This is a genomic window from Veillonella orientalis (genome assembly GCF_018406505.1).
Lineage (GTDB): Bacteria > Bacillota > Negativicutes > Veillonellales > Veillonellaceae > Veillonella > Veillonella nakazawae.
The window spans coordinates 1,762,597-1,776,685 of sequence record NZ_AP022322.1 but is presented as its reverse complement, the minus strand read 5'-3'; the positions used below and the strand labels follow the sequence as shown (position 1 = coordinate 1,776,685).

Sequence of the window (14,089 nt, the reverse complement as noted above, 5' to 3'; positions counted from 1 at the left end):
GTGTCATGATGGCTGAAATTAACAGAGATGTATTACGTTCTATTATCCTAGACGTTTTACAAGAAATGGGTGGTGTTCATGAGGCACCACAATTCAAGGCTAGTGTTGGTGAAAGCACAACATCAAGTGCGGCTCCTAGACATGAAGATCCAACTGGTGACGATAGCTGGCTCCAAACTGGTGGCCCTGCACAACCTGGTACAAGCGCAGATGAAGTAGTTATTGCTGTTGGCCCTGCCTTTGGCCGTAGTCAACGACAAACTATCGTTGGTGTACCGCATCAAGAGGTGATTCGCCAATTAGTAGCTGGTATAGAAGAAGAAGGTTTAAAAGCTCGTGTAATTCGCGTATACCGTTCCTCTGACGTAGCGGCCGTAGCCGTTGAAGGCGATTCTATTTCTGGATCTGGTGTATGCATCGGTATTCAATCTAAAGGTACTACTTTGATTCACCAACGCGATTTACAACCACTTTCAAATTTGGAATTATTCCCTCAAGCACCGCTATTAACAGCTGAAACATACCGTGCTATCGGTAAAAATGCTGCTAAATATGCTAAGGGCGAATCCCCAACACCAGTACCAACATTGAACGATCAAATGGCTCGTCCAAAATATCAAGCATTATCTGCATTGCTTCATATCAAGGAAACTAAGCATGTAGTAAAAGGTAAGCCAGCTGATGAAGTTCGTGTTACTGTATAAGGAGGTTTACTATGGCTAACGAATTAGAAGCCTTAATTCGGCAGATCGTATCTGAAATAGAAGGGGCGAAAGGTAGTACAACACAGTATTCAGCGCCTCATACACCATCTACAACGAATACAGTAGATAGAGTAGTTACAATCGAAGATTATCCGATTGCTAAAAAACATCCAGAATGGATTGATCTTGGTCAAGGTCGAGACTTAAGCCATATTACGATGGATAACGTAATGGCCGGACATATCACAATGGACGATTTAAAAATTTCTCCATCCATTTTGAAAGCTCAAGGTCAAATTGCTAAGGCTGGGGGCCGAGATCAAATTGAACTCAACTTCTCTCGCGCTGCAGAAATGACGAAGGTAAGTGATAAACGTTTACTTGAAATGTACAATGCACTTCGTCCATATCGTTCTTCTAAACAAGAACTGTTAGATATTGCTAGCGAACTTGATGGTTTAGGGGCTCCAATTTGTGCAAACTTTGTACGAGAAGCTGCAGAAAATTACGAACGTCGTAAAAAACTTAAAGGTGATAATTAACCTATAGGAGATGTCATTATGAAACGAATTGTTGGCATCGATATCGGAAACTCTACAACAGAAGTGGCCTTGGCCGAAATTCATAGCAATGGCGAGGTAAAGTTCTTATCTTCTGCCATCGCTAGTACCACAGGTATTAAAGGAACACGCGAAAATATCGTAGGTCTTATGGATGCCCTCAAGTCGCTAATCAGGTCTGCTAATCTTACACTACGAGACATTGACTTAGTTCGTATTAATGAGGCTACACCAGTTATTGGTGATGTGGCTATGGAAACGATTACAGAAACCATAATTACAGAATCTACCATGATTGGTCACAATCCTAAAACTCCAGGTGGTTTAGGCCTTGGCGTAGGCTATACAGTTCCCATTGAGCAACTGATTGATAAGCCACAAGGTCAGCCATACATCGTGGTAGCTCCAAAGATTATCGATTTTGAATTGGTAGCACAGCTAATTAATGCGTACTGTAAGCGAGGTTATGATATTCGAGCTGCCATTCTTCAAGCCGATGACGGCGTACTCGTTAACAATCGATTGGATCATAAAATTCCTATCGTAGACGAGGTTGCGTATATCGATAAAATCCCAATGGGCATGCTTTCTGCGGTAGAGGTTGTAGACCCGGGGCAAGTGGTATCACAATTATCGAATCCTTATGGAATTGCCACTGTATTTGAGCTTTCTCCAGAGGAAACAAAGAATATTGTGCCTATTGCTAGAGCTCTTATCGGAAATCGCTCAGCTGTAGTCATCAAAACACCAGCAGGGGACGTTAAGGAGCGGGTAATACCAGCAGGATCTATCATTGTTATGGGGAATGATAGAACTGTATCCGTCGATGTATCTGCTGGGGCAGAGAGAATTATGGAAACCCTCGAATCTGTTCATCCTATCGATGATATCAGCGGGGAAGCAGGTACGAACGTAGGTGGCATGCTTGAAAAGGTTCGCCTTACAATGGCTCAATTGACGAATAAATCCCCCCGAGATGTATTCATCCAAGACTTGCTAGCTGTAGATGTAGCTGTTCCTATCAATGTAAAGGGTGGCCTTGCAGGTGAGTTCTCTATGGAACAAGCCGTAGGCATTGCCTCCATGGTTAAGTCAGATCATCTACAAATGGAAATCATTGCAAAGCAGGTAGAAAAAGAGTTAGGCGTACCAGTTGAAATCGGTGGTGAAGAGGCTGAATCAGCTATCTTAGGGGCTTTGACTACACCAGGGACAGCAAAACCAATGGCCATACTCGACTTAGGAGCAGGCTCTACCGATGCATCTATCATCAATCAAGAAGGAAAAATTAAAGCCATTCATCTTGCGGGCGCAGGAAATATGGTAACAATGCTAATTAACTCCGAACTTGGTTTAGAGGATATGCATATTGCGGAATCTATTAAACGAGATCCATTGGCTCAAGTGCTCAGTGTATATCACATTCGTCACGAAGATGGAACGGTGCAGTTCTTTAATGAACTACTTCCAGCAGCATTGTTTGGCCGCGTTGTTATCGTAACGCCAGATGGGCTCGTTCCTGTAGAGCGAGATATCCCTCTAGAAAAGATTAAGCGTGTTCGTCAAACCGCAAAGAAACGGGTATTTGTCACAAATTCACTCCGCGCTTTGGCATCTGTTAGTCCTACTCATAATGTGCGAGATATACCATTCGTAGTTATCGTAGGTGGTTCTGCATTAGACTTTGAAATTCCTCAACTCGTAACCGATGCACTTTCACAATATGCATTAGTAGCGGGGCGAGGCAATATTCGAGGCGTTGAAGGGGCACGAAATGCGGTAGCAACAGGATTGGTATTATCCTATGCACAGAAGGGAGGCCTATGATGGATCAAAGTATCGTAAGTAAGCCAACCATATTGCTGTATGCTACAGAGCATATCAGTGAGGATATACTAAAACCCGTTCTATATGGAATTGAAGAGGAAGGTCTACCTGTTGTTTTTGAGTCTCATAGTGGTACGCATATGACATTGGCTGACCTAGCATCTCGTAATTCCGCTTTATCTGTTGGGATAGGCGTTGATGATGAGGCGATTGTGTTGACCTATAAAAACATACCAACGGATCAATTTATTTATCGACTTACGGGTTATGCTCAATATCCAGATAGCTTACGCACCTTAGGTGTCAATGCAGCCCGCCTTGTAAAAGGTAATCCTTTCGTTTCTGATGAACGACTGGAAGTAGCTTTTTAAATCTAACTAACTTTAGAGGTGGTGCATATGGCTATTTATACGAAAACCGGTGATGCAGGCACAACAGCCTTATTTGATGGCACTAGAGTACCTAAAAATTCACCTCGTGTGGACACATATGGAACCTTTGATGAATTAAATGCACAGGTTAGTGTATGTGAGAAATTAGTCGTCTCACCAGACAATAAACATGTGCTTCACACATTACAACATCAGCTATTCCGCTTATGTGCGGAGGTAGCCACGCCTCATGTGGAACATCTTAGTGAAAGTAGCAATTTGATTTCACAACAAGATATAAGCGACTTAGAACGTTTGATCGATGACTATACAAAGCGATTGCCGCAGCAACATAGCTTTATATTAAGCGGGAATTATTTATCTGCTGCAGAGCTACATGTGGCGCGCACAATCTGTCGTCGTGGTGAACGGTTACTTATTAGCTTAGGTTCTGTAGAACCAATTCGCGATGAGGTTCGTAAATTTATTAATCGACTATCTGATGCTCTGTATATCATGGCTCGCATGGAAGACTATATACAATTTGTAGAAACAATTGTAGAACGCGTTTCAGAACGTGTAGCAACTAGTCGTGAGGAAATACTGACAGAAAGCAATCAAGGCGTAGGTAATATAGAGCATACTGCTGAAAATGGAGTTATTGATATGTCAACTGGAACAGAGTTAGAACATATTATGACGAAGCTTTCACAAGCGGCAATGGACTACGCTCAGTCCATAGGCGTACCTATCGTTGTATCTATAGTAGATGCAAACGGTATATTAATGTATTTCCAACGTATGTCAGATGCATTGCTCATCAGTAACGACATCGCACAGGCAAAGGCGTACACCGCAGTGGCGCTTAAATCAGCAACTCATGAAATACATCCAAGCGCACAGCCTGATGGCGATCTATTCAACATAGAATCCATGGTAAACCGTAAAATTTGCACCTTTGGTGGCGGATATCCAATCATGATTAATGGAAAAATGATTGGTGGACTAGGCATTAGCGGTGGTACCGTGGCACAGGATATGGACATTGCATCTCATGCATTACAATCTCTGTTAACTCAATGAGGTGAAAACAATGGACGTAACGCAAATGTATATTAGTGAGTTTGTTGGTACTGCCGTTTTAATTGCATTTGGTAATACTACCAATGCATCTATCTTATTAAAGAAAACTATTGTTAGTATTTTTGGTACTAACTGGCTACACATTATCTTCGGATGGGCATTTGCCGTAGCCTTTGGTGTATATGTAGGGATTACACTTGGTGGCCCGGGGCATTTGAACCCTGCCGTTACCTTTGCTCTTGCTGTAGCAGGTATATTCCCTTGGGATCAAGTCATTCCAATGTCCATAGCTCAAATTACAGGTGGTTTTACAGGTGCTGCTATTGCTGCATTGTTCTATTATCCACACTTTAAAGTAACCGGTCCTGACGAAGGAAACTGTGTAGGGATTTTTGCAACAGGTCCAGCAATCGATAATAAACCTTTCAATTTGATATCTGAGATTATAGCAACATTTATGTTTATGCTAGCGATTCTCTGCTTAGGAAAAATGGCCGATGGTTTAGCACCTATTGTCATCGGTATTTTGGTAGCATCCATTGGTATGTCCTTTGGTGCAACTACTGGATATGCATTAAATCCAGCCCGTGACTTTGGTCCACGGTTAGCATATTTCTTATTACCGATTCCTAATAAAGGAACTGCGAACTGGCAATATGCATGGGTACCATTTATTGGCCCATTGATTGGGGCAGGCTTAGCTGTATTGTTCTTCCAATTAGTGGCACCTTAATTATAGCTAGAGTATATAAAACAACGACAAACTATAACATGTCAGTATAGTTTAAAGAATACATATTACATTAGGAGGAGATTATATGGCCTTTCAAGAGGTAATTGATGCAAAACAGCGCATCATACAAGAGTTTGTACCCGGAAAGCAGGTTACGATAGCTCATGTTATTGCCAATCCTAAGCCAGATCTATTTAGAAAAATGGGGCTTGAGGAAAAAGGACGCAATGCCATTGGAATTCTTACCATAACACCTGGCGAAGGGACCATTATTGCAGCCGATATTGCAAGTAAATCCGGTGATATCGAAATTGGTTTCATCGATAGATTTTCGGGGGCACTTCTCATAACTGGTGATGTATCTGCTGTTGAATCTGCATTGCGCAGTGTAATTGAAGGTCTTCAACGTATTTTAGGCTTTTTCCCAACGGATTTAACTAGATCCTAATGAAAGGGTAATTATGAGCACCGAAAAGAAAGAAAAACGCATCCTTCTAGTAGGTCGTAGCGGTTGTGGTAAGACTACATTAGCAGATACGATTACTCATGGCTCGGCTACGTATCATAAGACACAAGCCATAACGAGAGTGGGAAACTTCATCGATACCCCTGGAGAATATATGGAGAATCCTAATTACTATCGAGGCATTATCTTGCACGCCTATGATGCGGACGTAGTGATTTTCATGATTCCTGCAGGTGATGAAACAACCATATTCCCACCAAACTTTGGAAACTCCTTAAATCGCGAGGTTATAGGGGTTGTATCAAAGGTGGATACGGGTAAAGATGTTGAGGCGCCTCGGCGCAATCTTAAACTAGCGGGAGCCACTAATATTTTTGAAATATCAGTTCACGACGAAGAGTCGTTAAAACAATTATGTAACTACATATACGGTTAGTTGAAAGAAGGTTTTTCCATGGACAAAGTGTTTGAAGAACAACTTAATCAATTTATTTTAAATAAGGCGATCATTCCAAAAAGCTTGGGTCTATGGGAACGATATTTCAAAAAAATGTGTCTCGCTTGGCAAGATATGAAACCTGAGATTCAGGCTCAGCATATTATCTTTTCTGCAGATAATGGTATTTCCGTAGATGGCCTAATCGGTTATAACTATGAGATTACTCGTAAACAGTCTCAGAATATGATTGATGGTAAAAGTGCAGTTGCTAATTACTGTATCTTTAACCATATTCCTTATGAAGTGGTAGATGTAGGCATTGCGTGCCCACAAGGTATTGGGATAAATCGAAAGGTAGCTCAAGGCACAAAGAATATATTAGATGGTGCTGCTATGAGTGATGAAGAGTTTGACCTAGCATACCAAGCTGGATATAACCGAGTTGTTTACTATGCAGAATCGGGTATCAATTTATTTTCCTTTGGCGAAATGGGTGTTGGTAATACGACTACTTCAGCAGCTGTCCTAAGTGGTCTTACAAAACTAGACCCACGGATAACTGTAGGTCCTGGATCTGGCCCTGATGAAGAGGCGTACATGAATCAAAAAAGAGAGTTTGTACGTACTGCACTATCTCATCATAAGGGACACTTAAATAGTCCTAAAGAGGTAATTAGCCGCGTAGGTGGCTTTGATATAGCCGCTATTACAGGTGCTATGGTAGCTTGTACAGACTTACATATCCCATTTGTAATCGATGGATATATTACAGCCGTTGCCATGGCTTGTGCTACTCAAATGAATGGAGACGCTCCATTATATGGTATCCCATCTCATTATTCTCGCGAGGTAGGGATGGCCGCAGCATTGGCTTATGCAAATATTCGTCTTGATGAAGTTCCAATCCATGGACAAATGGCGTTAGGTGAAGGTACTGGTGCTGTACTCATGGTACAACTACTTAAAACAGCGCACTTTGCCTTTATGAATATAGGTACTATGGTGGAACTATTAGAAAAATAAATTTGTAATCTTTATTCTATGTATTGTAAAAGGAGAGAAAACAGATGACACAAGAAGCATTAGGTATGGTGGAAACTAAGGGTCTAGTAGGCGCTATTGAAGCAGCTGATGCAATGCTTAAAGCAGCTAATGTGGAACTCGTAGGCAATGAAAAAATTGGCTCTGGTCTCGTTACTGTTATGGTTCGTGGTGATGTAGGTGCTGTAAAAGCTGCTGTAGACGCAGGTGCAGCTGCTGCAGAACGGGTAGGTATTGTTATCTCTACTCATGTAATTCCAAGACCACATAAAGATGTAGAAGGTATTTTACCAACAAAGGGTGAATAATTATGGCCGATACTAATAGTATGGTAGATGAGATTTTAAAGCGCGTATTGATGCGTATCGATAGTGCTGATTTAAGCAAAACTTCAGGCGCGACTAGTAATGCATCATGTGCTTCGCCACCTGTAAGTTCACCTGCTGTAAGTCAACTACAAACTTCTATGATTACTGAACACGTAGGTAGCACTACAACAGGCGATACAATTGGTCTCGTAATTGCCAATGTTGATAGTCAAGTATTGGAAGCTATGAAGCTCACTAAGTCATATCGATCCATCGGTATCTTAGGTTCACGTACAGGTGCAGGGCCGCAAATTATGGCCGCTGATGAAGCTGTAAAAGCAACGAATACAGAGATTGTTAGCATTGAACTGGCCCGTGATATGAAAGGTGGCGCTGGTTCTGGTTCCCTTATCATATTTGGTGGCGATGACGTATCCGATGTAAGACGTTCTGTGGAAGTAGCATTACGTGAATTAGAACGCACCTTTGGCGAAGTATATATGAATGACGCAGGCCATGTGGAGGTGCAATATACAGCGCGTGCAGGAGAAGCATTAGTCACTGCTTTTGGGACACCAGAAGGTAAAGCCTTTGGGTTATTAGTAGGTGCCCCAGCAGCAATAGGTGTAGTTATGGCAGATACAGCAGTTAAATCAGCTAATGTAGATGTGGTAGATTATCAGTCTCCATCGAGCTCAGATATGTCAAATGAAGTTGTTTTACTAATTTCTGGTGACTCTGGCGCTGTTAAACAAGCTGTAAAAGCAGCACGTGATGTGGGGTTAGCGTTACTAGAAACTATGGGAGAAAGACCTAAAAACAAAGGTAATGCTTACATCATCTAATGAATAAACGTCGGGAGGTGGCATGGTGAAAGATTCACTAGGGTTACTAGAAGTAGCTGGTTTACTGGGGGCTATCACCGCATCAGATGCAATGGTTAAAGCTGCAAATGTACGGCTCATAGGAATAGAAAAGGCGAGAGGACTTGGCTGGATGACCGTAAAGGTTGCTGGTGATGTGGGAGCTGTTGAAGCAGCTGTTCAAACCGGTGTGGCGATTACAAAAGGTATGAACTTGTATGTAGCTCACAAAGTAATTCCTCGACCTGCAGAAGGCTTAGTCGAATCCTTTAATGATGATTTTACAGATAAGCCGGCTAAGGTAGCTGATGAAACAGAGAAACCCCAATTAGATGAAAAGGTTGTTGAGGTGTTAGATGAGATAGTATCTACGATCATGGAACCGAAAAGTTCTAAATCAACAGGTACAAAGAAAATAACACCAAAGAAAAACCCTAAAAAGAAATAAAGTAGTAAATAATAAAGGAGATTATCATGAATAACGCATTAGGCATGGTAGAAACAAAAGGTTTAGTAGGCGCAATTGAAGCGGCTGACGCAATGGTAAAAGCAGCTAACGTTACATTAGAAGGTACTGAAAAAATCGGTTCCGGTCTTGTAACAGTGATGGTTCGCGGTGATGTAGGCGCTGTAAAAGCGGCTGTTGATGCGGGTTGTGCAGCAGCACAAAAAGTAGGTGAAGTAGTATCTACTCATGTAATTCCACGCCCTCATAGCGATGTAGAATTGATCTTACCTAAGAAAGGATAATAGCTTATGGATCGGGAACAGATTCGTGCTATCGTACGAGAAGTGATCGAAGCCATGTTCGAATCGTCCATTCCCGTAGGTGTGAGCAATAGACATGTCCATCTATGTCAGGAGGACTGGGATATATTATTCCCTAACCAGGCTATTACTAAAAAAAGTGACTTAAAACAAACTGGAGAATTTGCTTCAGAACAAACAGTTACTTTAGTGGGGCCTAAAGGGGTCATTCAAAACGTCCGCGTATTAGGTCCTCTTAGAAAACAGTCACAAGTAGAGGTATCTTTGACCGATGCTCGTGCATTGGGTATAAAACCTCCTATTGTGCTATCTGGTCATTTAGAATCAGCCGCAGAGATTACTCTATGTACTGAAAATGGGGAAATTACAAAACCTATTTGCATCGTTGCAAAACGACATATCCATATGTCACCTGATGATGCAAAACGACTTTCTGTAAACGATGGCGATAGCGTTAATGTTGAACTTCAAACGCCAGAGCGCACCACTGTATTTGGTGATGTCATCGTTCGGGCCGTACCCGGTTTTGTTCTAGAGCTCCATATTGATACAGATGAGGCAAATGCTGCCAATGTACAAGGTACAGTGATGGCGAGAATTATACAGTAAAGTAGGTGATATGATGAAAGGTTTGAAAAAGGCAAATAATACCTTGCAAGAGTTCTTTGATCTTGTAGAGTCCAAACAAGTGAGCTCTCATAATCAAAAGAATTTGCGCGTAGGCATCGACCTTGGTACATCATCTATTGTCCTATCCGTAGTAAACGATAAAGGTAAACCTATATATGGTGCTTTTGAATACAACGAATCTATTCGAGATGGCCTTGTAGTTGACTATGTGGGAGCTGTTACGATTACGCGAGAGCTAAAGGCTAAGGCGGAAGCAGCCTTAGGTACAGAACTTGTATATGCCGCAGCAGCTGTTCCACCTGGAACGATAGGCAAGAATAAAGAGGTAGTAGGTCATGTTCTTGAAAGTGCCGGTTTTGAAGTGACCTGCATTCTAGACGAACCTACCGCTGCTGCTAATGTGCTAGGCATCACCGATGGCGCTGTTATCGACGTCGGTGGTGGTACTACGGGCATAAGCATTTTAAAAGATGGCCGAGTTGTATATACCGTAGATGAGCCTACAGGAGGCACCCATATGAACCTTGTTATTAGCGGAGCCTATGGGATTTCCATCCCTGAAGCAGAGGCCTATAAGCGCAATGAAGCTAATAAACGAGATGTATATGCAACCATACGGCCGGTTGTAGAGAAAATGGCAGCTATTTCTAAGCGTGCGTTACAAGAGGGCGGCTATGAAAAGGGGACTCCTATTGTTGTTGTGGGCGGTGCCTCTAATTTTGAGGAGTTCACAAAGACTTTCAGTCAATATATAGGATTACCCGTAGATAAGCCATTATATCCAGAGTTTGTAACGCCCTTAGGGATTGCCATGGGAAGTGAGTATTAATATGGATGCATTAGTTAAACTGGTGCTAGAACGCCTAGAAAAGCGCATGACATCCACTGCTACTTTTATGGTCACAGAGTGCAATAGCTATGATGAGCATATATTGTTGCAGAACCAACTCATTTCTTTCGCTGGTATAGATTATGGTCATATACGAGAGTTAATGTGCGATACATTGGTGCCTTGGGTTGCCTATTTACATCGTGCATTAGCGTATGACTGTGAGGTGACGATACACCTAGCAGTTCCTGTAACCTCGTTGATGAATCCATCAGTCATTTTAGATTGGCCTATCAAATTTCTAGATAAATTTGGTCGTCCTATATATGCCAGTCATCAAGCGTGGATAACGGCCTCTTTTGTTAGATCTTGTGAAAGTCAGTCTATTATCGTCATATATAGGGGACAACGGTTCACCATGGCTGCTCGTGATGAAATCGAGCGCTTAGGTATCACAATAATTGAAGGGAACGAGAAGTATGCAAGTCGGTAAAGTAGTGGGTAGTATTGTATCTACTCAAAAGCATGAATCTCTAAAGGGAATGAAACTGATGATGGTGGACATTCTCGATGGAGAACAAGAGTTGACGGGGCGCATAGAAATCGCCGTCGATACAGTATGTGCTGGTGAAGGTGAATATGTGCTTCTAACTCGAGGCTCATCGGCACGGCATATTTTCGAAGATGATAAAGGCACCGCAGTAGATTGTGCTATTGTGGGTATTATTGATAGTTTTGAAAAATAATTGTATAGGAAATAGCTGGTGCCAGAGTTAAACCTAGTTATTGTGTCACATCATGAATGTATCCTTGATTGTGGACACCGTTAGCTGACATGGTCATTGCATCAGCAATGCAACCTATATGGAGGTTCATGATGGAAAACAATACACAGTTGAAAGAAATGATCCGCTCCATGGTTATAGATATATTACAGGGGCAAAAGCAAGAAATGGCCTCATCACAACCTATTAAACAAGCGCCTAGAGGTCAAGTTGAGCCAGGTGTGTTTGATACGGTTGATGAAGCAATTCAAGCTGCAAAAGCAGCGCAAGCGCGCTTTGAAGATTGCACCTTGGCAACTCGTGAAAAGGTAATAGCAGACATTCGTGCTGCCATGCGTCCACGAGTACAAGAGTTGGCTCAGAAAACCGTTGACGAAACGGGGATGGGCCGCGTTGCGGATAAAGTACTAAAATTAAATCTAACACTCGATAAAACACCGGGCGTAGAAGATCTCGTTACAGAGTGTGAAACAGGCGATAATGGTATGACACTATACGAATTGTCTGCTTATGGTGTCATCGGTGCTATTACGCCAAGCACGAATCCGGCGGAAACATTAATATGTAATACAATAGGTATGCTAGCCGCAGGGAATGCTGTATTCTTTAGTGTTCATCCTGGTGCTAAGCATCTTAGTCGGTTGCTAGTTAGTGAACTTAATCAAATCATCGCCAAATCGATTGGCATTGAAAACCTTATTGTTACACTTCGTGAACCATCTATTGAGTCTGCTCAAGAGATGATGCTACACCCAGATGTGAGCCTATTAGTTGTTACTGGAGGTCCTGGCGTAGTAAAACAAGCGCTTCAAAGTGGTAAAAAGGTTATCGGTGCTGGTGCAGGCAATCCACCGGCTTTTGTAGATGAAACGGCAGATATTAAAAAGGCCGCTCAAGATATTGTTCTCGGCGCTAGTCTAGATAATAATATTCTGTGTATCGCTGAAAAGAGCGTTGTAGCCATGCGCCAAATCGAGCCACACCTAGTTCAAGAAATGGTAAAAGCAGATTGTGTTCTCCTTGAAAATCAACAAGATATTCAACGCCTAGTCGATTTAACAGTGTTACCGAATGGGACACCAAATAAAAAATTTGTCGGTAAAAATGCAAGCGTTATTCTTGATGCAGCACATATTCCGTACAATGGTGATCCACGGTTAATTATCATGCGGGCTCCAAAAAATCATCCCTTTGCAGTAATTGAGATGTTAATGCCTATTTTACCTGTTGTTACAGTAGATAGCTTTGACGAAGGTCTTGATGTATGCTTGATGTTAGAAGCAGGCTTACATCATACGGCCACAATGCATTCCTTGAATATGGAACGCCTCAACCGGATGGCTCGTAAAATGAAAACTTCCATTTTTGTTAAGAATGGTCCATCCTATGCAGGGCTTGGATTTAGTGGTGAGGGTACGACAACCTTTACAATTGCTACACCTACTGGGGAATCTACTACATCGGCTCGCTGCTTTGCGCGACGTCGTAGATGTTGCTTAACAACAGGATTCAATATTCGATAGGTGGTGAGCATATGAATAAATGGACTTTTCCAACCCAGATTTATGCAGGGCCAGATTCGTTGAATCGTCTTACGGAGTTTTCTAATGAATCTATCCTTATCATATGCGATCCATTTTTAAAAGATTCTCCAAGCCTTACATATGTGATGGGGTTAATGGACAGTAAAAATAAGGTAACCATCTACACTGATGTAGTACCTGATCCACCCATAACGCATGTAGTAAAGGGTATTGAGTTTATGGAAGGTAATAAACCAACTGTAATCATTGCCATAGGTGGGGGCTCCTGTATCGATATGAGTAAGGGTATTGCTTACTTTGGTCGTAAGTTAAAGCATATGGATATCAAATCCTTTATTGCTGTTCCTACTACTAGTGGAACTGGATCAGAAGTGACCTCTTTTGCTGTTCTTACAGATAGCGAAACACAAATTAAATATCCTCTTGTGGATGATGCGGTATTACCAGATGAAGCATTATTAACGCCATTATTTGTAAAAACATCTCCACCAAGTGTTACTGCATTCAGTGGTATGGATGTGCTTGTTCATGCTCTAGAAGCCTATGTAGCTACAGAGGCAAATAATTTTACTGATGCGTTGGCACAACAGGCGATTGAGCTAGTCTTTACTTACTTACCAAGATGTCATAAGCCAACAGCTACAGAGCAAGATAGAATGTCTATGCATGAGGCTTCATGTTTAGCAGGTCTATCCTTTAACAAGGCCGGATTAGGTATAGTTCATGCCATGGCTCATCAGTTGGGAGGACAATTTCATGTGCCTCATGGTCTAGCTAACAGTATGCTTTTGCTTTATGTAATTGGATTTAATTGCTCTCGTAACCAAGAGGTGGCCAAGAAGTATGCCCATCTATCTGCTAAGTTGGGCTTTGCATCGCATAAAGCATCCGATGGAGATAAAATAGGTGCATTACTAGAGGCGATTGTAAAACTACAACGAACTTTAGAATGTCCAATGACACTGACTGAATTTGGTGTAGATAAGGCTATATCTGAACCAAAACTTAACCTCATGGCAGATAGAGCACTAGAGGATATGTGTTATCGATTTAATCCATACCCAGCTAACCATGATGATCTTATCGGATTATATAAAAAGATTTTGTAACCCATATAGAGTGAATAATAAAACTCAAA

19 protein-coding genes are annotated in these 14,089 nt (G+C 41.8%); all 19 read left to right on the top strand.

The window, feature by feature from the left end:
- The first annotated feature begins 5 nt into the window (after positions 1-5).
- Positions 6-704 carry a propanediol/glycerol family dehydratase medium subunit gene (locus VEIS1202513_RS08230; protein ID WP_126413469.1) on the top strand — a complete coding sequence of 233 codons (699 nt, stop codon included), beginning with the start codon at positions 6-8 and terminating at the stop codon, positions 702-704.
- A gap of 11 nt (positions 705-715) precedes the next feature.
- On the top strand, positions 716-1,246 hold the full coding sequence (locus VEIS1202513_RS08225; protein ID WP_105089792.1) for a diol dehydratase small subunit: 531 nt from the start codon (positions 716-718) through the stop codon (positions 1,244-1,246).
- 18 nt (positions 1,247-1,264) lie between these two features.
- The gene (locus tag VEIS1202513_RS08220) at positions 1,265-3,091 is read left to right on the top strand and encodes a diol dehydratase reactivase subunit alpha (protein WP_213467266.1); all 1,827 of its coding nucleotides are present in this window, start codon (positions 1,265-1,267) and stop codon (positions 3,089-3,091) included.
- Complete coding sequence (locus VEIS1202513_RS08215) at positions 3,088-3,462, top strand: glycerol dehydratase reactivase beta/small subunit family protein (RefSeq protein ID WP_213467265.1); 375 nt, start codon at positions 3,088-3,090, stop codon at positions 3,460-3,462. Before VEIS1202513_RS08220 ends, VEIS1202513_RS08215 begins: the two co-directional genes overlap by 4 nt.
- A gap of 27 nt (positions 3,463-3,489) precedes the next feature.
- The gene (locus VEIS1202513_RS08210) at positions 3,490-4,545 is read left to right on the top strand and encodes a cob(I)yrinic acid a,c-diamide adenosyltransferase (protein ID WP_213467264.1); all 1,056 of its coding nucleotides are present in this window, start codon (positions 3,490-3,492) and stop codon (positions 4,543-4,545) included.
- Positions 4,546-4,555: 10 nt separating this feature from the next.
- Entirely contained in the window at positions 4,556-5,278 is a 723-nt protein-coding gene (locus VEIS1202513_RS08205) for an MIP/aquaporin family protein (RefSeq protein ID WP_213467263.1), read from the top strand.
- An 85-nt stretch (positions 5,279-5,363) separates the two neighbouring features.
- Entirely contained in the window at positions 5,364-5,726 is a 363-nt protein-coding gene (eutS, locus tag VEIS1202513_RS08200; RefSeq protein WP_038117203.1) for an ethanolamine utilization microcompartment protein EutS, read from the top strand.
- A 13-nt stretch (positions 5,727-5,739) separates the two neighbouring features.
- The gene (locus VEIS1202513_RS08195; protein WP_129823408.1) at positions 5,740-6,180 is read left to right on the top strand and encodes a EutP/PduV family microcompartment system protein; all 441 of its coding nucleotides are present in this window, start codon (positions 5,740-5,742) and stop codon (positions 6,178-6,180) included.
- An 18-nt stretch (positions 6,181-6,198) separates the two neighbouring features.
- Entirely contained in the window at positions 6,199-7,206 is a 1,008-nt protein-coding gene (locus VEIS1202513_RS08190) for a nicotinate-nucleotide--dimethylbenzimidazole phosphoribosyltransferase (protein WP_178885597.1), read from the top strand.
- A 44-nt stretch (positions 7,207-7,250) separates the two neighbouring features.
- Positions 7,251-7,532 (top strand): propanediol utilization microcompartment protein PduA, encoded by a 282-nt coding sequence (pduA, locus tag VEIS1202513_RS08185; RefSeq protein ID WP_005385289.1) that lies wholly within the window; start codon positions 7,251-7,253, stop codon positions 7,530-7,532.
- A gap of 2 nt (positions 7,533-7,534) precedes the next feature.
- Positions 7,535-8,377, top strand: a complete 843-nt coding sequence (pduB, locus tag VEIS1202513_RS08180) for a propanediol utilization microcompartment protein PduB (RefSeq protein WP_213467262.1) — start codon at positions 7,535-7,537, stop codon at positions 8,375-8,377.
- 22 nt (positions 8,378-8,399) lie between these two features.
- Positions 8,400-8,843, top strand: coding sequence for a BMC domain-containing protein (locus VEIS1202513_RS08175; protein WP_195186402.1), 444 nt, complete (start codon positions 8,400-8,402; stop codon positions 8,841-8,843).
- A 26-nt stretch (positions 8,844-8,869) separates the two neighbouring features.
- Complete coding sequence (pduA, locus tag VEIS1202513_RS08170) at positions 8,870-9,145, top strand: propanediol utilization microcompartment protein PduA (RefSeq protein ID WP_005385294.1); 276 nt, start codon at positions 8,870-8,872, stop codon at positions 9,143-9,145.
- A gap of 6 nt (positions 9,146-9,151) precedes the next feature.
- Entirely contained in the window at positions 9,152-9,772 is a 621-nt protein-coding gene (pduL, locus tag VEIS1202513_RS08165) for a phosphate propanoyltransferase (protein ID WP_195186403.1), read from the top strand.
- Between the two features lie 10 nt (positions 9,773-9,782).
- Positions 9,783-10,622, top strand: coding sequence for an ethanolamine utilization protein EutJ (gene eutJ / locus VEIS1202513_RS08160; RefSeq protein ID WP_213467261.1), 840 nt, complete (start codon positions 9,783-9,785; stop codon positions 10,620-10,622).
- Positions 10,612-11,115, top strand: coding sequence for a PduM family microcompartment protein (gene pduM, locus VEIS1202513_RS08155; protein ID WP_244856242.1), 504 nt, complete (start codon positions 10,612-10,614; stop codon positions 11,113-11,115). The genes eutJ and pduM overlap by 11 nt, the downstream gene beginning before the upstream one ends.
- Positions 11,102-11,368 (top strand): EutN/CcmL family microcompartment protein, encoded by a 267-nt coding sequence (locus VEIS1202513_RS08150; RefSeq protein WP_024066335.1) that lies wholly within the window; start codon positions 11,102-11,104, stop codon positions 11,366-11,368. Before pduM ends, VEIS1202513_RS08150 begins: the two co-directional genes overlap by 14 nt.
- 128 nt (positions 11,369-11,496) lie before the next feature.
- The gene (locus VEIS1202513_RS08145) at positions 11,497-12,930 is read left to right on the top strand and encodes an aldehyde dehydrogenase family protein (protein ID WP_305847104.1); all 1,434 of its coding nucleotides are present in this window, start codon (positions 11,497-11,499) and stop codon (positions 12,928-12,930) included.
- An 11-nt stretch (positions 12,931-12,941) separates the two neighbouring features.
- Positions 12,942-14,060, top strand: a complete 1,119-nt coding sequence (locus VEIS1202513_RS08140) for a 1-propanol dehydrogenase PduQ (protein WP_213467260.1) — start codon at positions 12,942-12,944, stop codon at positions 14,058-14,060.
- Positions 14,061-14,089 lie beyond the last annotated feature (29 nt).